Consider the following 19,778-nt stretch of genomic DNA (forward strand, 5'->3'; position numbering starts at 1 on the left):
CGACGGCGCCGCTTGCGGGCGCCTTGAGCCGGTCCGCATCGTAGGACTCCTGTGTGACGTAACCGTGACTGCAAGGCGGCGTACTGCCCTCCCCCCTCCGGGAGGGGGGCGTGGCAAGCTTCAGCCGGCAACGGCGTCGGTGGCGGCGGTGACGTCATCGGTGACGGCTGCATCGGTCGCCGCTTCCGTCGCCGCTTCCGTCCCGGCCGCCTGGAAGTTGCGCAGATGCAGGAAGAACTGCCCCATCATCTGCACCCAGAGCTGCATCGCCACGCCGAGATAGGTGGGCGCGACGCCGCCGGAGACCATCACATCCATCTCCAGCACCACGAACTCGCCATGCTGCGCCACCCGCGCGAAGCGCCGGCTGCGGTGCCACTCGGCCACCACGCCCTCGGGCAGCGTGCCGCCCTGCACGCGCAGCGGGCAGCTCAGCGTGAAATCCACATACTCGCCCGGCGCGGCGGCATTGCCCCACAGCACCTGGAAGCCGACGCCGTGGCTGGCGCTGTGCAGGCGCGGCACGCCCTCCTGCTCGATGACGGTGACGGCGCAGCCGGCCGCCTTGATGGCGTCCGCTACCTGATCGGGCGTGATGGCCTGCAGGAGCGTGGGTTGTTCGGTGGTTTGCGCGACGGTGTCGAACGGCGTGGCGATGGTGGCGATGGTGGTCATGGACTTGTCCTGAGATCTGAAATACGTGGAAGAGGGGTTAGTGCGTCTTTTGCGGCGCGGCGTCCGGCTGGCTCGCTGACTGGGCCGATGGAGCCGCCGGCGCAGCCTGCGCTGCCGCGGCGGCGGAGAACTGCCCTTCGTAGAGCTTGTCGCCAAACTGCTGCGCAATCTGCTCGTAGCGCACGCGGCTCTGCGCGGCGAAGGGCTGGCGCGCGCTCAGCACCGTGCCGAGGTCGACGGTCTCGTAGGCCTGCAGCACCTCCTGGCCCACCGCGTACAGCTGCGCGTTCTTGGCTTCGCACTGGGTCAGCGCGGTCTTCTGCGCGGTGGTTTCGGCGGCCAGGCGCTGGCGCTCGGCGTCCAGTCCGCGCGCCATCCTGAGCAGTTCGTCGTACGCCCCGCGATACTGGGCAATCTGCGCGCCAGCCTTTTCCGCCAGCGCCTGGCCCTGCTGCTGGCTCTGGCGTAGCGCCTCGCGCGACTGGCGCTCGCCGGCCAGTTGCGCGCGCGCAGCCTCCAGCTCCTTCTTCAGGGCCTCGACATCGGCCGACGCCGCGCCGGCCTTGGCGGCGGGCTGGCTGCCGGCGCCGGCCTTGAGCACCGCCAGTTCGTTCTGCGCCTGCTGGAGCTGCGCGGTGGTGTTGCGGAGCTGGTTGCGCAGGCGCTCTTCCATGCTCTGGCCGGCCGGGGCCTGCTGGGCATGGGCGGCGTCGGCGGCGGCGCCGGCCACCAGCAGCGTGGCGGCCAGGGCAATGCCGGGGAGGAACGGATGGGACACGGTGTCCTCCTTAGAAACGGGCGTTGACTTCAAGCTGCAGCGTGTCGATCGACAGCGGCGGCCCGAACACTTCCTTGGTCGAGATCCAGCGGCCGGTCAGCCAGGCGTTCTTGTCGAACGCGTAGGAGCCGCCCAGGTAGTAGCCGCGCGCATTGGTGCCGCCCATGTGGAAGGTAGAGTCGTTGTAGCCGTCCGGCATGGCGTCCGGCTCGATGCGCTTGTAGCCAGCCAGCACGTTCCAGTCGCCGCGTGCCGAAGGCGTGGGCTTGCCGAAGGTGGCCTGGAACATGTAGGCGTTGCCGCCACTCTTGAAGTCCGCGCGGCTGGTGCCGCCGCTGGCGCCGAAGTTGTTCACGATGCCGCCGTTGGCGCGCGCGAACATCTCGTCCGGGTCGTAGGCCAGGTTGCGGATGTAGTTGCCGTCCAGGCGGAGCATGTACTTGCCGGCCACCTTGGTGTCCCAGCGCAGGTTGACGTCGAGCAGCTGGAATTGCGAGGCCAGGCCCACGTACTGCGGCTGCGGCGTGTTAGCCGGGTCGAGCGGGTTGAGCGCGATATTGCGCAGCAGCATGAGCGTGTTGCCCTTCTGCATGAAGGCCGGACGGCTCCAGTCGGTGCTGCAGCTGGTGGCGCCCGCGTACAGCGCGCAGGGGTCGGACACCCGGCCGCTGACGTTGTGGAAGTCGTAGTAGGCCAGCGCGCCGCGCAGGCGGTTGTCGTCGTTCACCTTCCAGCTCGCGCCGATCTGCGCGCCCAGCAGCCACTTGTTCTCGCTGCTCATCTTGTCCTGGCTGTTGCCCGGGAAGCCGTCCGACGAGTATTCGAGCGGGATCAGGCCCAGCGAGCCGAACAGCGAGATGTCGCGGTTAGGCAGCGCCTTGTCGAACTGCGCGGCGATGCCGTCGAAATTCAGGTCATTCGAGAACAGCGTGTCCGACGACACAAACGGGTTGCCGAAGCGGCCGCCGGTGACCTTGACCCATTCGAACGGCTGGTACGACAGCCAGCCCTGGTCGAGCCAGACGTCCTTCTTGGCCAGCCCGCCGCCGAGCGTCTGGTTGGTGGAGACCGGGCTGTTGTCGTTGCCGGTGGCCAGGCGCACGCCGGCCTTCACGCTCTCGGACACATCGGCGAGCACGCCAATCCGCGCGCGGGCCTTCCACTGGAGCGTGCGGTTCTGGCGCGTGTTGAGCAGCGGCGGGAGCGCCAGGTTGGTGTTCGGGTTGACGTCGAAGCCGCCGCCCGAGTTGATGGCGGCCCAGTCGATCTCGATATTGCTGTTGTTGCCCGAGTAGAAGCGCGATTCGTTGCGCAGGCGTACATCGCCCTCGACATGGATGCGCTGGGTCCACTCCGGCGTTTCGTTCGGCGCGGCCCAGCCTTCGGCCTTGGCCTGGGCCATTACCTGCACCTTCACCTCGTCGCGGATCTCGTCCCGCACGGTTTCCGGGATGTACGGCACGCGTACGTCGCCCGGTTGCAGCGCGGCGGCGGTCACGGCACCGGCAGCGGCACCCGTGGCGACACCGGCCCCGGCACCCGTGCCGCTGGACGCCTGCATGGTCGCCAGTTGGCGCTGGGTCTGCTGCGCGGCCATCGCCTCGGTCTGGGCCTGCACCAGCAGGGCCTCGCCGGCGTCCTTGCGCAGCGCGCCGCTCTCGATCAGGCCACGGATCAGCTTGACCATGGTGCTGTCGCCCTGGGCGGCGGTCTGCGCGTTGGCGCCGCCACCCGCGGCCAGCAGCGCGACGGCCAGGGCAAGCGCCTGCGCGCGGCGCCGGGTGCGTGGATCGCGCGTGATGGGCGTGGCGCGCGGGTGGATGGCGGAGGGATTCATCGGTGTGTTCTGCATGATGTGTTGGGAATGGGGAGCGCGCGGCATCGTCATGGCCGGCGCCCCTTGATCGACATGCGCAACGGCGAGCGCAGCGTGGCCGGCGGGCGTTCGTCGGCACGGAATTCGCGCACCATGGCGAGCACCGCTTCGTCGGTCTTCGCGTTGCCGGTGCCTTGCGAGAGCTGCACGCGCGTGACGGTGCCGTCCGCATCGAGCCAGACGTCGATGCGGATATCGTCGAACGCCAGCTGGCGGGTGCGCGCGTCACGCGCAAACGCCTGCTGCAGCGCGCTGGACAGCCACGACGCGTAGGAACGGCTGCCGAGCCCGCCCCCGCCACCGGTCATGCCGCCGCCGCTGCCCGCGCCGATGCCGAACGCATCGGTGCCGGCCTGCGCGGCGCCGTCGATGGTGACCGGGTCGCCCAGGTCCTTCGAGGGGCTGGGCGGGCTGTCGTCCTTGGGCGGATCGAGCGGCTCCATCGGCTTGGGCTCGGGCTCCTTGATTTCCGGCTTGACCTTCTCCGGCTCCGGCTCGGGCAGCTTCTCGGGCTCGGGCGGCGGAGGCGGCGGCGGTGGCAGCACCAGCGTGGGCGTGGCGGCAACTTCGCGCTTGGTGCTGGCCGTGCCGGACAGCAGGTACCAGACCACGGCCGCGAGCACCACGAACGCCAGCGCGCCAATCAGGTGCCCGCCCCAGCGGCGCCAGAGCACCGCAACGCGTGCGCGGAAATCAGGCGGGGGATCGCGACGGTTCACGCTGTCTCCCTTACGCCGGCTTGCCGGTGACGAGGCCGATCTGGTTCAGCTCGATCCGCCGCAGCAGGTCGAGCACCTCCACCACCTTCGCGTATTGCACGGCGGCATCGCCGCGCACGATCACCGGGAAATCCGGCGTCAGCGCCTTCTCGGTGCGCAGGCGCTCCTCCAGCTCCGGCAGCGACACCGGGTAGGCGTCCAGGAACACCTGGCCGGCGTTGTCGATGGTGATCGCCTTGGTCTTGGGCTTCTCCAGCGCCACCGAGGCGCTGGCCTTCGGCAGATCCACCTTGATGCCGGGGATGCTGGCGTTGCTGGTGAGGATGAAGATCACCAGCACCACCAGCAGCACGTCCACGAATGGCGTGATGTTGATGCCGCCGGTGCGCTTCTTCGTGCCGAACTTGGCTGCGTGTGCCATGGTTTCGGTACCCCGTCAGGCGCTGTGCAGCGCGGCGGGCACGCGGCGGCCCTCGCCCTGCTCTTCGGCCAGGCGCGTGGCGAACTCATCCACGAACACCGCCATGTCGGCGCCGATGGCGTCCGAGCGCGAGGCCAGCCAGTTGTAGCCGAACAGCGCCGGAATGGCGACGCCGAGGCCGGCGGCGGTACACAGCAGCGCCGCGGCCATGCCCGGTGCCACCGAGTTGATGTCCACGGCGCCGGCCATGGCCGCCACCACGAACACCAGCATGATGCCGATGACGGTGCCGAACAGGCCCACGTACGGGGCGCCTTCGATGGTGGTGGAGAGCCAGTTCATGCGTTGTGCCATGCGCTCGTTCTCGCGCACCATCACGCCGTCCATCGCCGCGCGGATCGCGCTGATGGTGGCGTCGGACACCGCGTTGAGGTCGTAGCCCATCTGGTGGCGGCGGTGCAGCTCCTCGGTGGCCACCTCGTACAGGCGCCACAGCGACGAGTTCGCCTTCACCTCCGCTGGCACGCGGCCGGTCTTGGCGAGATGGTCCAGCGAGGCTGCGGACGTATCGCGGAAATGCGTCATGAAGGCGGCGTTGGCGCGCGCGTTGGCGCCGTAGCTGCGGCCCTTGGTGATCATGATGGCCCACGACGTGGCCATCATCAGGCCCAGCAGCGCCACCACGATCCAGGCGTCCAGCGGCATGGCCGCGAGGATGAAGCCGAAGTGGCTCTTGCCGGCCTGTTGTTCATCGGGGCCGAACGCCGTCAGGCGCGATTCAGCGCCTTGCGACACGGCGTCCGCCAGCAGCAGCGGCGCCGGGCGCGCGATCTTCGACAAACGCAGTTCGTCGATGGCACCGGCGAACGGCGTGCCGCTGGTTTCGGCGGTACCCCCGGCCACCGGCGCGCCGATGGCGGCAGGCGTGTTCAGCGCCGGCAGCGCCAGCGGCAGCGTTGCGGCAGAGCGGCCACCCACGAAGAGCGTGACGGCCTTGCCATCCGCATTGACCGCCAGGTGCGACCACTGCCCGGCCTGCACCGGCTGGCCCGGGCGGCTGCGCTGGCCGTTGACCTGCACGAACGGCACGCCCTGGTCGATGCCGATCACCAGTTCGCTGGCGCCATCGCGGCGGGCATAGATCACCTGCTGCGCGCCAAGCTGGTCCGGGCGCACCCACGCCGAGAACGTGAAGGGAGCGCCGGCCTGGAGCGCCAGCGACGGCGAGGCGGGCAGCATCAGCGGTGCGGTGCCGAGCTGGGCGCCACGCCCGATGATGGTGCCGTCCTTGCTCACCACGGCGGTCTGGCTGTTGTTGCCGTAGGCGGTGGAGTCCCGCGCCGGCACGTTGGCCTCGGTGAAGTGGTAGACCAGCGTGTAGTCGGGGTCGAAGCTGCGCTGGCCGTTGCCTGAGGCGGGTGCCTTGGGGTTGCCGTAGTACATCCAGATCTGCTGCGGGCTGCCCGCCGAGACGGCCGGTACATCCACCCAGACCAGTGCGATGCCCAGCAACGGGTCGAACTGTTCGATCTGGTGGTTCAGCACGGTCTTGTCGTCACCGGCGACAAAGCGCAGGTCGGCGCCGCTCTCGCTGACGCCCTCGAAGGTGAAATTGCCGGTATGCAGGCGCAGCAGCACCGGCGTGCGGCCGGCATCGCCGCCGATGGCGCCGCCCTGCGGGCCGGCATCGATCGTGACCGGCTTGCGATAGGCCCAGTCGGGCTGCCACCAGGCGTGCGCCAGGCCCGGCAGCAGGGTGCTCGCTAGCGCGAGCAGAAGCAAAACGATGCGTCGCATGACAAGGGTTCTCCGTAGATATATGAGGGGCGCCCGCGCTCAGTAACTCGCGGTGACGCTGAAATTCAGGCGTGGGTCGAAGCGTTCCGTGCGGGGGCCGGCCTTGAGCGGGAAGCCCAGGTCCAGGCGGCCCGTGACCTGCTGGCCGAGGCGGAAGCTGGTGCCCAGGCCCACCGAGGCCAGCGAGAACGTGCTTTCCTGCTCGGGCAGCGGTTCGCGCAGCCGCAGCTGGCCGCCATCGACGAAGGCGTACACGCGCCAGTCCTCGACCACGGTGGGGAAGAACGGCAGCGGCGGCGCGCGCAGTTCGACCGAGCCGACCACGCCGTAGTCGCCGGTGGCTTCAGCCGAGAGGTAGCCGCGCACCGAGTTCATGCCGCCGGCCGCGATCTGCTCGCTCGACACCAGCGGGGAATCGGTGATCTGCCCGGCCAGCCGCCATGCGAGCTGGGTGTTGCCGGGGAAGCTGTAGCTGCCGGTGGTGTCGGCCTTGAGCACAGTGAAGCTCGGCGACGCCTTGTAGCGCTTGTAGTCGAACTGTTCCCAGTTGCTGCCGTAGCCGAGGAAGCTGCGCGTGCCGGATACCAGCGCGATATTCAGGCCGTACTGGCCGCGCTCGCTCTGGGTGAAGCCCGCATAGGACAGCGTGATTGGCGCGTACTTGAGCGGCACGTTGTCGCTGGAGGCGCCGAACCGGGTGGTTTCCTGGTTGTCCTTGAAGTCCACGCCCAGGCTCAGGGCATGCCACCACGCGCCGGTGTCCGGCACGGTGTAGGTGCCCTTGATCCCGACCGAATGGCCCTTGCCGAGCACGCTGGTGCCGCCCACGGTGGCGACATTGCTGTCCGACTTGTAGCCCGAGGCTTCCACGCTCCAGTTCGTGCCCCGGAACGGCGCCACGTAGGAGCCCGAGAACACCTTGGTCTGGTTCATGTCCTGCGGTGCGCCGAAGAAGCTCAGCGAGGCGCTGTGGCCGAGCTGCCAGAGGTTGTCGTGCCCCAGCGAGGCGGTGGCGCGCAGGGCCTCGGTATCGGGGCTGTAGTCGTTGTTCAGGCCGACGCTGGCGCGCCACGGGCTGCTGTCGTCCACCTTCAGGTCGACATCCATCGTGCCGGGCAGGCTGCCCTGCCGGACCAGCGGCGCCACCTGGCGCTTGGCGCCGCGATTCACGGCGGTCAGCTCCGCCTGCACCTGCGTGAAGTCGGGCACGGCGCCTTCCTTCAGCGCCGGTACCTGCTCGCGCACCTCGCGCGGCGAGTTGTACTCGGTGCCCACCACGCGCACGCGGCCCACGCGCGTCTCGCTGACCTGCAGGAACACGATGCCGCCGCTGACCTGCTGCTCGGGCAGTTCGACATAGACCGACTGGTATCCCTTGGCCTGGTAGGCCGCCGTGAGCGCGTCCCGCGCGCCCTCGATGTCCTGCATGGTGCGGTCCGGGCCCAGGAACGGGCGGACCGCCCGCTCGATCGAGCGGACGTCGAGCACGGTATTGCCGCGCACGATGTACTCGTTGACGTTGACACGCCGCGCCGTCTCGGCCTTGCCCGGCGCGGGCGCAGTGGCCTCAGCTGCGGTAGCGGCCGTGGCGCTGGCGGCCGGCGCCTCTGCCGTTGCCGCCTGCTGCGCCCCTGCCAAACCCGAGGTTCCCAGTCCAATGACCGCCAGCCACACCGCACTCCAGCTCGAAGGCGGGCCGTTCTTCTTCACGTCATGCATTGTTGACTCAATTGCTCTTGTTCGATTCGGTGCCGTGGCGCGCCCGCGGCCTCGACCAAGGCCCGTGATGCGGATGCATTCGGCAGCGGGAGACATGATGGAAAGCCTTCATGTCAGCGTTGCGCTCGGTTGCCTAGACGGCCGGCACGGGCGCCGACTGTCGTTTGTCACAAAAGCTTCATCGAGAAAAAAATGGTGCGCGGCCGCGCCGCACGGCTGGCTATACTCGGGCGAGGCAGAGCGCCCACACGAACGACAGGAACGACAGGAACGACAGGAACGACACGAACGGAGGCATCGACATGGGAATGCAGAACTGGCTGGTGGCGATAGCCGCCATCGCGGCGGGTAGCGCGGCGCCCATGGCGTCGGCCTGGGCGGCGCCGTGCGTGGAAGTGGAGGTGAACGGCGAACGCGCGCCTTCGTACGACTGCCTGACCGAAAAGCTGAAGCCCACGGGCGGCCGCCCGGCCGGCAAGGGAGAGACGACGATGTCGTCCGAGTCGATCGTCCAGCGGCCATCGAACCAGCTGGGGCTCTATAACAACGCCGCCACCAGCCATCGCATGGGGAACACCTTCGGTACGTCGGTCTATCCCCAGCGGCCGGCCACCCCGCCGCCGGCTGCGCCGGTGGTGCCGCGCGGGCAGCCCTGACGGCTGCCGTTTTTCTCGGGCGGCGCACCCCCTGCGCCGGCCCATGTCACCGCCTTCTACCCGCGTCCCCTCTCCTCTCGCTGCCCGCAATCGGCGCCTTCGACCTGCCCAAATGTATCTAAATGTTTCCAAACGTATCATGTTGTACAAATCAATGCGAATCATTATCATTCGTACTTCCTTTCGTATTGACCTCTCAATTCATGCGTCTCACACGTATCGCGCTCGTTACCGGCTCCCTGCTTTCGACGTGGCCGGCGGCCCATGCCCTCGCTGCCGACGGCCAGGAATTGCCGGCCGTGGTGGTCACCGGTACCCGCTCGGAAAAGCCGATCGACGAGACGCCCATCCGTACCGAGGTGGTGGATCGCCAGGAAATCGAGCGCACCCACGCCCGCACGCTGAAAGACGCACTGGAGAACGTGCCCGGCCTGCAACTGCGGGAAATCCACGGCAAGTCGGGCTACGAGGTGACGCTGCAGGGCATGACCAGCGACCAGGTGCTGGTGCTGATCGACGGCCTGCCGATTACGGCCAGCACCGGCTCCACGGTGGATGTCTCCCAGTACCTGCTGACCGACGTGGACCGGGTGGAGGTGGTGAAGGGGGCCAGTTCGGCGCAATACGGCAGTTCGGCCATGGGCGGCGTGATCAACGTCATCACGCGCCCCATCCGCAAGGGCTTTTCGGGCGCGATGACGGCCGATGGCGGCAGCTACGGCGGCCAGAACGCCGATGGCTCGCCCGGCCTGCTGCACGGCAACGTGCGCGTGGAAGGTGGCACCGAGCAGTTCCGCGGCCGGCTTTCCGCCGATGGCCTGGACAACAAGGGCTTCGCGGTGGACCCCGATGGCTGGACCCGCCACGGCGACGCCGTGCGCCGCCAGCAGTACGCGGGCCGGCTGGAGTGGCTGCCCACGCAGGCCGGCAGCTTCTGGTTCGACGCCAGCGCCTATCGGGAGACCGACGAGCAGCGCTACCAGTACTACGCCCCGCCCAACTACGTGCCGCAGCGCAAGACCGAGGATATCGACCGCAACCGCTATACCTACGGCGGGCAATGGCGCTTCGACAACGGCGTGCGGGCCCGGCTGGCGGGCGTGGCCGAGACCTACGACACCACCACGCGCGAGTTCTCCAACAGCTTCCAGACCGCCACGCGCAACAGTTCGCAGCGCACCGACCATGTGTCGACCCAGTTCGACCTGCCGGCTTGGTACTCGCAACTCTGGCAGTTCGGCGCCGATTTCCACCGCGAGCGGCTGGACCAGACCGTCAACGGCGCCTCCGAGCTGGCCGGGAATGCCGAGCGCCGCGCCGGCGAGCTCTACTTCCAGAACGACATCCTGTTCAGCGAGACCTGGGAGATGATCGTCGGCCTGCGCGGCCAGCAGGATTCGGACTTCGGCAGCCACTTCGCGCCCAAGATCGGCGTGCGCGGCAACCTGCTCGCCACCGAGGACTGGAAGGGCGTGCTGCGCGCCAACTACGGCCAGGGCTATCGCGTGCCGAACCTCAAGGAGCGGCACTACCTGTTCGACCACAGCTCGCTGGGCTACATGGTGCTGGGCAACCCGGACCTCAAGCCCGAGTCGTCGCACAGCTTCCAGCTCGGCGGCCAGGTGAGCTGGCGCGACCGCGTGACGGTGGATGCCAACCTGTTCTACAACCGCGTCTCGGACCTGATCCAGACCGACATGGCCAACTTCACGCTGGTCAACGGCATTGCCACCTACACCTACCGCAACGTGGCACGGGCACGCACCCAGGGCGCGGAAACCTCGCTGCGCTGGCGCGCCACCGGGGCGCTGGGCCTGACCGCCGCCTACACCTACACCGACGCAGACGACCTCGACACCGGCGCGCAGCTGACCCGCCGTCCGCGCCATATGGGCCGGCTCGGCGCGGACTGGCGCGTGCTGCCATCCACCGAGATCACCGCACGGGCGCGCTTCCAGAGCAGCGAAGTGGCGGATTCCACCACCGGCGCGCGCTCGCCGGGCTGGGGCACGCTCGATCTGGTCGTCAACCAGCGCATCGGCCGCAATGCCGCCGTCTTCGCGGGCGTGAACAACCTGTTCGGCCGCCAGCGCGATTTTTCGAATGCCAGTGATTTCGGGCCCGTGGCGGGGCGCTTTGTCTATCTGGGCGCGCGATTCAATGTCGACGTCGTCCGCTGATTCCAACAAGCAACCAGGGGAGCGAACTACCATGAACAATACCCAACCCACCACTCGCCGCGCGCTGGGCGCGCTCAGTATCATCGCGCTCGCCGCGACCCTTGCCGCCTGCGGCGGCGGCGGCGACGACGGCGGTACCGCCACCACGCCGCCCACCAGCGGCGGTGGCGGCGTGGTCGCGCCGCCGACCGTCACGCCCACGTCGAGCTTCACGCAGACGGCCGAATGGACGTTCACGCTGCCGGCCGCCGGCACGTCGCTGTGCTACGACTTCAACACCAAGGCCGAAGTGGCCGGCTGCACGGGCACCGGCTGGGACCTGAAGGTCACCAGCAGCGGGCTCACCGGCACGCTCTGGAGCAATAGCGGCACGAGCGGTACCGGCGGCGGCGGCGTGTTCGGCAGCCCCCTCGCGAACACCTGGGCTGACCTGTCCACCTGGAAGAACGCCACCATCGATCCGGTCAATGGCACGCTGCCTGCCGCCGTGTTCCTGAAGGACTCCGCTGCCGGCGTGTTCGCGAACAGCAACTCGATCAGCTCGGCAGCCTTCGAGTACGGCGTGGCCAGCGCCACCGACCACCTGCTCTACCCCACCTATCGCACCTTCATCGTCACCAGCAACAGCGCCAGCGCGGACACCACGGGCACCGTGGGGGCGCCGGTCTTCGCGCTGCAGGTCACTGGCTACTACGGCGGCTCGGGCGGTACCACGTCCGGCTATCCGTCGTTCCGCTGGATCGACCGCACTGCGCCGGGCGTGGTGCGCACGGCCCAGGTCAATGCCTCGGCGGACTGGGTCTACTACGACCTGGTGGCGGGTGCCGTCAGCACGGCCAGCGGCACGTGGCATATCGCGTTCAACCGCTACAACGTGAAGCTGAACGGCGGCCAGTCCGGCAGCGGCACCGTGGCGGGCTTCCTGGGCAAGACGCCGGCGGGCTTCTATGACGGCACTGGTGCGCCGGTGGCGTCGAAGTTCGCCGATGCCTCGAACCTCACTGCCACGCTGGCCGACCTCACCGCGCCGGACCTGACGCTGCCCACGGCCGCCAACCAGTGGATCAAGGACGCCAACGCGTCCGCGCTGAACCCGAAGTACACCGGCGCCTACCCGAACGCGCTGAACTACGGCTGGCTCTCCTACTTCCCGACCGCCGCCGCATCGGCCGCGAACGGCCTGCCCGCCGTGGCCCACCTGATCGCCGCCAATCCGCAAGGCGCCGTGATGCTGCGCGGTGGCGAAGGTTCCACCTACGCCCGCTTCCACCTGACCAAGATCCAGTACGCGGATCCGAACGTCAACAGCAGCGCACAGACGTGGACCATCAACTTCGACGTGCAGCCCTGATACCCGACACCCAAGAACCCTATGGCACAAGATAGTTTTGAAGCCCTGCGCCAGCGCCACGCCGCGCTGGTGGCCGCCACACCCGACCTGCGCATCCGCGAGCGCGCCAGCCGCCTCGGCGCCACCGAAGCCGAACTGGTGGCCGCCGGCTGCGGCGTGTCCTCGCGCCAGCTGGGCGGCACCGCGCAGGCGCTGTTCCGCGACCTCGGCTCGCTCGGGTCGGTCATGGCGCTGTCCCGCAACGACGCCGCCGTGCACGAGCGGCACGGCCACTACGACAACATCCAGGCCGATGATGGCCCGGTCGGCATCGTGCTCGGGCCGGACATCGACCTGCGCATGTTCTTCAGCGCGTGGCAGTACTTCTACGCGGTGACCGAGAACGGCCGGGACAGCATCCAGTTCTTCGACAAAGCCGGCGAGGCGGTGCACAAGATCTACCGCACCGACCACACCGACGCGGCAGCCTGGCAGGCGTACATCGACCGGCACGCCCTGCCGGCGGGGACGCCGGTGACGCCGGTGGTGGTGGCGCCGTTCGCGGCGTCCACCGAGGCCGCCCAGCCCGCCGACCCCGAAGCGCTGCGTGCCGACTGGCGCGGCCTGAAGGACACGCACGACTTCTTCAGCATGCTGCGCCAGCACAAGGTGTCGCGCATCGGCGCGCTGCGCACGGCCGGCCAGGACCTCGCGCAGCAGGTGGCCGACGGCGCGGTGGAAACGATGCTGCAGCAGGCGGCGGAGACGGGGCTGTCGATCATGTGCTTTGTCGCCAATCGCGGCATCGTGCAGATCCACACCGGCCCGGTGCAGAAGCTGGTCCGGACCGGCCCGTGGTTCAACGTGCTGGATCAGGCCTTCAACCTGCACCTGAACACCACGGCGGTGACGTCGAGCTGGGTGGTCAACAAGCCCACGGTCGATGGCTGGGTCACGTCGCTCGAGCTGTACAGCGCGGAGGGCGAGCTGATCGTCCAGTTCTTCGGCGAGCGCAAGCCCGGCAAGCCGGAGTTGCCGGCGTGGCGCGCCCTGCTGGAGTCCTTGTGCCCGACGGCGCTGGCGGCGTAAGCCGTCTTTTCAGGAAGGAGTTTTCATCATGACTTTGCTGCGCCTGGCGCTGCTTTCGCTGCTGTGCGCAGCCGGCATGACCCACGCGGCGCCGCCGGCCCGCGTGGTCGGGCTGGGCGGCGCCATCACCGAGATTGTCTATGCGCTCGACGCCGGCGGCACGCTGGTCGGCGCCGATTCGTCGAGCATCTACCCGCCCGAGGCGCTCAAGCTGCCCAAGGTGGGCTACTACCGCACGTTCTCTGTGGAGGGCGTTGCCAGCCTGAAGCCGAACCTCGTGCTGGCGTCCGACCAGAGCGGCCCGCCGCAGGCCTTCGAGCAACTGCAGCGCCTGGGCAGCAAGGTGGTGGTGCTGCCCTCCGCGCCCACGCTGGCGGCGCTGGACCAGCGCATCCTCGGCGTGGCCGCCGCGCTGGACATGCAGGCCCGGGGCACCGCCATGGTGGAACGCCTCCATGCCGAACTGCGCGAGATCAAGCCGCCGGCGCAGCGTCCGCGCGTGCTGCTGGTGAGCAGCCATACCGGCAAGATGCAGGCCGCCGGCGAGGACACCGCCGCCGACGCGATGCTGGCGCTGGCCGGCGCGACCAACGTGCTGGCCGGCCAGACCGGCTACAAGCCGTTCTCGGCCGAGGCCGCCGCCGCGCTCAAACCCGATGTCATCGTCACCACGACGATGTCCGTCAGTGCCAGCGGCAGCGTGGACAAGTTCCTGGCGCAGCCCGGCCTGAACGCCACGCCGGCCGCGCGACAGAAACGCGTGGTTGTCATGGATGACCTGCTGCTGCTCGGCTTCGGCCCGCGCCTGCCGGACGCGCTGCGCCAGCTGCAGGCCGGCTTTGCGGCCCGCCCGGTGGCCGCCGCACGCTGATGCCGCGTCCGCCGCTTGCCGTATTCACGGCCCTGTGCGCCGTGCTGGTGGTCTCCGCGCTATGGGCGTCCGCCAGCGGCGCGCTGTCGATCCCGCACAACAAGCTGCTGCCGCTGCTGTGGTCCGGCGCCACCGACGGTGACGATGTGATCTGGCGCAATGTCCTGATCGAAGTGCGCCTCCCGCGCATTGTGCTGGCCGTGACCGTGGGCGCCGCACTGGCGCTCTCGGGCGCGGTGATGCAGGCGCTGTTCCGCAACCCGCTGGCGGAGCCGGGCCTGATCGGCATCTCGCTGGGCGGTGCCGCCGGTGCGGTGGCGGCCATCGTGCTGGGCGCCGAGGGGCTGTTCGGCATCGCGCCGGCAGCGTTCGGCGGCAGCCTGATCGCCACCGCACTGGCCTATCGCCTCGGCTCGCAGCGGCCCGGCGTGGCCAACCTGTTGCTGGCCGGCGTGGCCATCAACGCCATCTGCGCCAGCATCGTCGGCTTCTTTACCTATCAGGCCAGCGATGTGCAGCTGCGCAACCTCACTTTCTGGAACATGGGCAGTCTGGCCGGGGCCACCTGGAGCATGCTGGCCTGGCTGGTACCGCTCGTGGTGGTGATCTGCGCGCTGATGCTGCGCGACTGGCGCGCCATGAACGCGCTGCTGCTGGGCGAGCGGGAAGCGCAGCACCTCGGCTTCGACCTCGCGCGCCTGCGCCGGCGCCTGATCGTGCTGACGGCGCTGCTGGTGGGACCGATCGTCGCCGTGACCGGCACCATCACCTTTGTCGGGCTGGTGGTACCGCATCTGATCCGCCTGCCGCTGGGGGCCGATCACCGCTGGCTGCTGCCGAATACGCTGGCTGGTGGCGCGATTGCCTTGACGCTGGCCGACTGGCTGGCGCGCACGGTGGTGATTCCCGCCGAGCTGCCGATCGGCATCGTCACGAGCCTCGTGGGCGGCCCTTTCCTGTTGTGGATGCTGACGCGCCGGAGCGCCTGACATGCTGACTGCACGCAACCTGCAATGCAGCCGTGGCCGCCGCCGCGTGCTGGACGCCATCGATATCGACCTGCCCGCCGGCGAAGTGCTTGGCGTGCTGGGCGCCAACGGCGCCGGCAAGAGCACGCTGCTCGGCACGCTGGCCGGCGAACTGAAGCCGGAACTGAGCCCGGAGCCGGGCCTGTTGCTCAACGGGCGCGAGATGGCGGCGTGGTCGGTGGCGTCGCTGGCGCGCTGCCGCGCCGTGCTGCCGCAATCGCCGGGGCTCGGCTTCGACCTGCCCGCGCACGAGGTGGTGGCGATGGGTGCCTACCCGTTTCCCGAACTGACGCCGCGTGCGCTCGCGACGCTGATCGACCGCGCCTTGGAGATTGCCGACGTGAGCGCCCTGGCGCCGCGCGCCTACCAGAGCCTGTCCGGCGGCGAGCAGCAGCGCGTACAGTTCGCCCGCACGCTGGTGCAGGTGCTGGCCTGCCGGGCGGCAGAGGAGTACCGCGTGCTGTTTCTCGACGAACCCACTTCCAGCCTGGACCCGCGCCACCAGTTGCTGCTGCTCCAGGCCGTGCGGACGCTGAGCCGCACCGATGGCCTCGCGGTGCTGGTCGTGCTCCACGACGTCAACCTCGCCGCCCGCTGGTGTGACCGCCTGCTGTTGCTGGCCGACGGGCGCACCGTCGCGCTCGGCACGCCAGCGAACGTGCTGTCCCCGGCCCATCTGGCTACGGTCTACGGCATGGACGCCGCCGTCATCGACTCCCCGGTGCATCCGGGTACGCCGATGGTGGTGTTCGGCTGAGCGCTACGCCCAGCCGGGGGCCGCTCAGATCGGCAGGCCCTTCTCGCGCAGCACTGCGTCGAACCGTTCCGGGTCCGCCGTGCCGAGCCGGTTCGTTTCGCGGATCTTGGCCTCACGCTCCAGGTGCAGCCGCGTGCGGCGCAAGACATCGGCGGCATCGGCCGCCGGTACCGCGATGACGCCATCGGCATCCCCGACGATCAGGTCGCCCGGCATGACGGCCATGCCTGCGCACGACACCGGCACGTTGATCTCGCCGGGACCATCCTTGCTCGGGCCGCGATGGGTATGGCCCCTCGCAAAAATCGGCATGCCGTCCTCGGCCCACTCCAGCAGGTCGCGGATCGCCCCGTCGATCACCAGCCCGCCGAGGCGCTTGGCCACGCAGGTGGTGCGCATCAGGCCGCCAACGAGGGCCTGCGTGACGTCGGCACCGCCGTCGATCACGAGCACGTCGCCGGGCTGCACCATCATCAGCGCCTTGTGGATCACGAGGTTGTCACCGGGCCGCACGCGCACGGTCACGGCCGGCCCGCAGAGCACCGTTTCGAGCCGCGCGTGATACTGCCGCAGGCCGTAGGTGCCGACGTTGCGGCTCATGGCATCGCCGATGGCGGCCACGGGCATCTCGCGGAACGCATCGACGATGGCTTTCGCGGGCCCCTCGGCGCGCGGGTTGATGCGATAGCCGGCCGGCCACTGCACCGGTTGGTTGGTATCGGTCATATTCAGGACGCTCCCTTGTCAGCGGTGATTCAGCGCAGTTGTTCGCAGGCCGTGCGCAGACGCGCCAGGCCGGCCTCGAGCCGTTGCATCGACGTGGCGAACGAGATGCGGAAGAACGGCGACACGCCATAGGCGCCGCCCTGCAGCACCGCCAGGTTCTGCGCATCGAGCAGGTACATCACGAAATCCTCGTCCGTCTCGATCCGCTTGCCATCGGGCGTGGTCTTGCCCAGCAAGGCCGCGCACGAGGGAAACACGTAGAACGCGCCTTCGGGCGCATGGCAGGTGATGCCGGGCATGGTGTTCAGCGCGCTCACCACCGCATCCCGGCGCGACTGGAACACGCGGGTGCGTTCGGCGATGAAGTCCTGCGGCCCATTCAGCGCCTCCAGCGCGGCGGCCTGGCTGATCGATGACGGATTCGACGTGCTTTGCGACTGCAGCTTGACCATCGCCTTGACCAGTTCCGCCGGGGCACCGCCGTAGCCAATGCGCCAGCCGGTCATGGCGTAGGCCTTCGAGACGCCGTTGATGGTCAGCGTGCGTTCCTTGAGCGCCGGCTCCACCTGGGCGATGGTCGCGAACTCGCGGCCGTCGTAGAGGATGTGCTCGTAGATGTCATCCGTCATCACCCAGACGTGCGGATGCCGCAGCAGCACCTCGGCCAGGCCCTTCAGCTCCGCATACGAATAAGTGGCGCCGCTCGGGTTGTTCGGCGCATTCAGCACCAACCAGCGCGTGCGCGGCGTGATGGCCGCCTCGAGCTGGGCGGGCGTGAGCTTGAACGCGTTCTGGGGCAGGCAGTTGACGAAGACCGGCTTGCCTTCGGCCAGCAGCACGATGTCCGGATACGAGACCCAGTACGGCGCCGGCACGATGACTTCGTCACCGGCCTGCAGGGTGCACATGAAGGCGTTGAAGATGATCTGCTTGCCACCCGTGCCGACGATCAGCTCGTTGGGCGCGTAGTCGAGCCTATTGTCGCGGCGGAACTTGTCGGCAACGGCCGCGCGGAGCTCCGGCGTGCCGCCGACGTCGGTGTACTTGGTCTGCGACGCCGACATGGCGCGCGTGGCGGCCTCGCAGATGTTCTGCGGGGTGTCGAAGTCAGGCTCGCCGGAGGTCAGTCCGATGATGTCGCGGCCAGCGGCGCGCAACTCCCGGGCGCGCTGGCCCGCCATGGAACTGGGCGACGGCTTGATACGGTTCAGGCGTTCAGCAATGAGGGGCATGATCAGAGCGGTTGGGGGGTGATGGGACCGGGTACGGAACCCGGCCGGGATGGCTTGAGGAACTGGCGGTGCTGCCGCAGGTACGGCACCAGGCCGCCAGCTTCGCGGATGGTCAGGACGACATCGGGCACAGGCTCGCACGCAATCACATGCGCGCCCTCGGCGCCGACGTGCAACGTGGCCTGCGCGCCGGCAAGCCGCAGCGAGAGCGGCGCGCCTTCCGGCACGGCCTCGGTATCGGCGGTATCGGCGGTAATCAGCAGCAGGCCGTTATTCACGGCATTGCGCCAGTACGTGCGGGCAAAACTCTTCGCCACGACCACGCGGATGCCGGCGGCCAGCACCACCGTGACGGCCACCTCCATGGCGGAGCCACAGCCGAAGTTGTGCCCTGCCACGAGGATGTCGCCATCGCGGACGCTTCCCGCGAAGTCGGGATCGAGGTCTTCCAGCAGGAACTGCCGCAACACGTGCGGATCGACACTGTGCTTCTTGCGGCTGGAGGCAATGATGTAGTCGGTGTTGATATCGTCCCCCAGACGACGGGCGCGGCCTTCGATGACAAGGGAACGGGGACTGGCGACGGCGGGCAACGGCGAATTCATGGCGTGACGACGAGGTCTCGGGGGTCCGCCAGATGGCCACTCGCTGCGGCGGTGGCGCAGGCAAGCGGCGAGGCGAGGAAGATCTGCGCATGGCGATTGCCCATGCGCCCCTTGAAATTGCGGTTGGCGGTCGAGATCACGCGTTGGCCGTCCGCTGGAATGCTGCCGCAGGTGCCGCAGCAGCTGCCGCATCCGGGCGGCTGCAACTCGGCGCCCAGGGCGACGAACTCGGCCAGCATGCCGTTGCGCTCCATCTCGGCCCGCACGGGTTCGGACGCCGGCGTGACGATCAGCCGCACGCCCGGCGCCACGCCGCCGCGTGCGTGCAGCACGGACAGCGCCTCGCGGTAGTCCTTCACGCGGCCACCGGTACAGGTGCCGAGGTAGACGATGTCGATCTTGGTATCGCCCGCGTCGGCCAGATCGACCACGTTGTCCACGCGGTGCGGCAACGCCACCTGCGGCGCGACCACCGAGAGGTCGAAGGTCATCGTATCGACATAGCTGGCATCGGCGTCGGCCGAGACCGGCGTGTAGCGGCCCGGGTCGACGGACGCGTTGGCCGACAGCCAGTCCGCCGTGCATGCATCGAACGGAAACAGCCCGGCCTTGGCGCCCATTTCCACCGACATGTTGGCGAGCACGATCCGGTCGTCCATATCGAGCGTCGCCACGCCGGGGCCGGCGAACTCCAGTGCCAGATAGTTGGCCCCGCCCACGCCGAGCCGCCGGGCCATGGTCAGGGCGACATCTTTCGCCGAAGCGTAGGCCGGCAGCGTGCCCGTCAGCCAGATGCGCAGCGTGCCGGGGACCTTCAGCCAGAGCTGTCCGCACTGGAAGATGCCGGCGAGATCGGACGAGCCGATACCGGAGCCAAACGCGTTGAGCGCGCCATAGCTGACCGCATGCGAATCGGCACCGACCACGAGCTGGCCCGGCAGCACGCGGCCACGTTCCAGCATCAATTGATGGCCGATGCCCTCGCCTACCTCGAACACGCACAGGCCGTGGGTCTGGGCATAACTGCGCGCCCGGTCCTGCAGCCGCAGCGCCTGCTCGCCCGACGGGGCGCCATAGTGGTCCAGCGCGAACACCAGCCGCTCCGGAAAGGCTGGCGGCGGCAAGTCGCCCTCGGGCTGCATGTCGCGGAAGTAGTCGAGCGCCATCGGGATCGACCCGTCGGTGCCCATCGCGCCATGCGGCACGCAGATCGCCAGGTCGTCGGCATAGACCGCTTCGCCTGCGGCGCGCGACAACAACTTCTCGGCAAGGGTCTGGCCACGCGTGGCGGCCGGCTGGAGAGACGTCATAACGATCAG

At 68.9% G+C, this 19,778-nt stretch carries 18 protein-coding genes; 7 read left to right on the forward strand and 11 right to left on the reverse strand.

Annotated elements, in window-relative coordinates:
* Positions 1-120: 120 nt before the first annotated feature.
* From BM115_RS15090 to BM115_RS15120, 7 genes are read right to left on the reverse strand one after another with little or no spacing between them, the layout of a single operon-like run.
* Positions 121-675, reverse strand: coding sequence for a YbjN domain-containing protein (locus tag BM115_RS15090; protein WP_092295230.1), 555 nt, complete (start codon positions 673-675; stop codon positions 121-123).
* A 37-nt stretch (positions 676-712) separates the two neighbouring features.
* Positions 713-1,453: a hypothetical protein gene (locus BM115_RS15095; RefSeq protein WP_092295233.1), complete on the reverse strand. Its 741-nt coding sequence runs from the start codon at positions 1,451-1,453 to the stop codon at positions 713-715.
* Positions 1,454-1,463: 10 nt separating this feature from the next.
* The gene (locus BM115_RS15100) at positions 1,464-3,290 is read right to left on the reverse strand and encodes a putative porin (RefSeq protein WP_092295236.1); all 1,827 of its coding nucleotides are present in this window, start codon (positions 3,288-3,290) and stop codon (positions 1,464-1,466) included.
* A gap of 47 nt (positions 3,291-3,337) precedes the next feature.
* A complete protein-coding gene (locus tag BM115_RS15105; RefSeq protein WP_177219931.1) occupies positions 3,338-4,048 on the reverse strand; it encodes an energy transducer TonB family protein in 711 nt (236 codons plus the stop codon).
* Between the two features lie 10 nt (positions 4,049-4,058).
* Positions 4,059-4,469 carry an ExbD/TolR family protein gene (locus tag BM115_RS15110; RefSeq protein ID WP_092295239.1) on the reverse strand — a complete coding sequence of 137 codons (411 nt, stop codon included), beginning with the start codon at positions 4,467-4,469 and terminating at the stop codon, positions 4,059-4,061.
* A 15-nt stretch (positions 4,470-4,484) separates the two neighbouring features.
* The gene (locus BM115_RS15115) at positions 4,485-6,266 is read right to left on the reverse strand and encodes a DUF2341 domain-containing protein (protein WP_092295242.1); all 1,782 of its coding nucleotides are present in this window, start codon (positions 6,264-6,266) and stop codon (positions 4,485-4,487) included.
* Positions 6,267-6,305: 39 nt separating this feature from the next.
* Positions 6,306-7,985: a ShlB/FhaC/HecB family hemolysin secretion/activation protein gene (locus BM115_RS15120; protein WP_092295245.1), complete on the reverse strand. Its 1,680-nt coding sequence runs from the start codon at positions 7,983-7,985 to the stop codon at positions 6,306-6,308.
* 302 nt (positions 7,986-8,287) lie between these two features.
* Between BM115_RS15120 and BM115_RS15125 the strand changes: the two genes are divergently transcribed.
* The 7 genes from BM115_RS15125 (at position 8,288) to BM115_RS15155 (ending at position 15,896) form a co-directional block, all read left to right on the forward strand.
* Positions 8,288-8,641, forward strand: a complete 354-nt coding sequence (locus BM115_RS15125; RefSeq protein ID WP_143093903.1) for a hypothetical protein — start codon at positions 8,288-8,290, stop codon at positions 8,639-8,641.
* 203 nt (positions 8,642-8,844) lie between these two features.
* Entirely contained in the window at positions 8,845-10,821 is a 1,977-nt protein-coding gene (locus tag BM115_RS15130; protein WP_092295251.1) for a TonB-dependent receptor plug domain-containing protein, read from the forward strand.
* A gap of 31 nt (positions 10,822-10,852) precedes the next feature.
* Positions 10,853-12,172, forward strand: coding sequence for an HmuY family protein (locus BM115_RS15135; protein WP_092295254.1), 1,320 nt, complete (start codon positions 10,853-10,855; stop codon positions 12,170-12,172).
* A gap of 21 nt (positions 12,173-12,193) precedes the next feature.
* Positions 12,194-13,240 (forward strand): hemin-degrading factor, encoded by a 1,047-nt coding sequence (locus tag BM115_RS15140; protein ID WP_092295257.1) that lies wholly within the window; start codon positions 12,194-12,196, stop codon positions 13,238-13,240.
* Positions 13,241-13,268: 28 nt separating this feature from the next.
* On the forward strand, positions 13,269-14,111 hold the full coding sequence (locus tag BM115_RS15145) for a heme/hemin ABC transporter substrate-binding protein (protein WP_092295260.1): 843 nt from the start codon (positions 13,269-13,271) through the stop codon (positions 14,109-14,111).
* Positions 14,111-15,100 carry a FecCD family ABC transporter permease gene (locus BM115_RS15150; RefSeq protein WP_092295263.1) on the forward strand — a complete coding sequence of 330 codons (990 nt, stop codon included), beginning with the start codon at positions 14,111-14,113 and terminating at the stop codon, positions 15,098-15,100. Before BM115_RS15145 ends, BM115_RS15150 begins: the two co-directional genes overlap by 1 nt.
* Before the next feature lies 1 nt (position 15,101).
* On the forward strand, positions 15,102-15,896 hold the full coding sequence (locus tag BM115_RS15155) for a heme ABC transporter ATP-binding protein (RefSeq protein WP_092295266.1): 795 nt from the start codon (positions 15,102-15,104) through the stop codon (positions 15,894-15,896).
* Positions 15,897-15,920: 24 nt separating this feature from the next.
* Here BM115_RS15155 and BM115_RS15160 read toward each other — a convergent pair whose 3' ends face one another.
* Genes BM115_RS15160 through BM115_RS15175 form a run of 4 tightly spaced genes read right to left on the reverse strand, consistent with a single transcriptional unit; the run spans position 15,921 to position 19,769 of the window.
* A complete protein-coding gene (locus tag BM115_RS15160; protein ID WP_092295269.1) occupies positions 15,921-16,622 on the reverse strand; it encodes an RraA family protein in 702 nt (233 codons plus the stop codon).
* A gap of 29 nt (positions 16,623-16,651) precedes the next feature.
* Positions 16,652-17,854 (reverse strand): pyridoxal phosphate-dependent aminotransferase, encoded by a 1,203-nt coding sequence (locus BM115_RS15165; protein ID WP_092295272.1) that lies wholly within the window; start codon positions 17,852-17,854, stop codon positions 16,652-16,654.
* A gap of 2 nt (positions 17,855-17,856) precedes the next feature.
* Complete coding sequence (locus BM115_RS15170; protein WP_092295275.1) at positions 17,857-18,459, reverse strand: LeuD/DmdB family oxidoreductase small subunit; 603 nt, start codon at positions 18,457-18,459, stop codon at positions 17,857-17,859.
* On the reverse strand, positions 18,456-19,769 hold the full coding sequence (locus BM115_RS15175; protein WP_092295278.1) for a 3-isopropylmalate dehydratase large subunit: 1,314 nt from the start codon (positions 19,767-19,769) through the stop codon (positions 18,456-18,458). Before BM115_RS15175 ends, BM115_RS15170 begins: the two co-directional genes overlap by 4 nt.
* Positions 19,770-19,778: the final 9 nt, after the last annotated feature.

The sequence above is a fragment of the Cupriavidus sp. OV096 genome (genome assembly GCF_900115455.1).
Classification (GTDB): Bacteria; Pseudomonadota; Gammaproteobacteria; order Burkholderiales; family Burkholderiaceae; genus Cupriavidus.

Bases quoted from the DNA above. Each gene is read 5' to 3' on its own strand.
- BM115_RS15175 (WP_092295278.1), bottom strand. From the start codon at position 19,769: ATGACGTCTCTCCAGCCGGCCGCCACGCGTGGCCAGACCCTTGCCGAG.
- BM115_RS15160 (WP_092295269.1), bottom strand. From the start codon at position 16,622: ATGACCGATACCAACCAACCGGTGCAGTGGCCGGCCGGCTATCGCATC.
- BM115_RS15145 (WP_092295260.1), top strand. From the start codon at position 13,269: ATGACTTTGCTGCGCCTGGCGCTGCTTTCGCTGCTGTGCGCAGCCGGC.
- BM115_RS15110 (WP_092295239.1), bottom strand. From the start codon at position 4,469: ATGGCACACGCAGCCAAGTTCGGCACGAAGAAGCGCACCGGCGGCATC.
- BM115_RS15100 (WP_092295236.1), bottom strand. From the start codon at position 3,290: ATGAATCCCTCCGCCATCCACCCGCGCGCCACGCCCATCACGCGCGAT.
- BM115_RS15150 (WP_092295263.1), top strand. From the start codon at position 14,111: ATGCCGCGTCCGCCGCTTGCCGTATTCACGGCCCTGTGCGCCGTGCTG.
- BM115_RS15140 (WP_092295257.1), top strand. From the start codon at position 12,194: ATGGCACAAGATAGTTTTGAAGCCCTGCGCCAGCGCCACGCCGCGCTG.
- BM115_RS15090 (WP_092295230.1), bottom strand. From the start codon at position 675: ATGACCACCATCGCCACCATCGCCACGCCGTTCGACACCGTCGCGCAA.
- BM115_RS15130 (WP_092295251.1), top strand. From the start codon at position 8,845: ATGCGTCTCACACGTATCGCGCTCGTTACCGGCTCCCTGCTTTCGACG.
- BM115_RS15125 (WP_143093903.1), top strand. From the start codon at position 8,288: ATGGGAATGCAGAACTGGCTGGTGGCGATAGCCGCCATCGCGGCGGGT.
- BM115_RS15135 (WP_092295254.1), top strand. From the start codon at position 10,853: ATGAACAATACCCAACCCACCACTCGCCGCGCGCTGGGCGCGCTCAGT.
- BM115_RS15120 (WP_092295245.1), bottom strand. From the start codon at position 7,985: ATGCATGACGTGAAGAAGAACGGCCCGCCTTCGAGCTGGAGTGCGGTG.
- BM115_RS15170 (WP_092295275.1), bottom strand. From the start codon at position 18,459: ATGAATTCGCCGTTGCCCGCCGTCGCCAGTCCCCGTTCCCTTGTCATC.
- BM115_RS15155 (WP_092295266.1), top strand. From the start codon at position 15,102: ATGCTGACTGCACGCAACCTGCAATGCAGCCGTGGCCGCCGCCGCGTG.
- BM115_RS15115 (WP_092295242.1), bottom strand. From the start codon at position 6,266: ATGCGACGCATCGTTTTGCTTCTGCTCGCGCTAGCGAGCACCCTGCTG.
- BM115_RS15165 (WP_092295272.1), bottom strand. From the start codon at position 17,854: ATGCCCCTCATTGCTGAACGCCTGAACCGTATCAAGCCGTCGCCCAGT.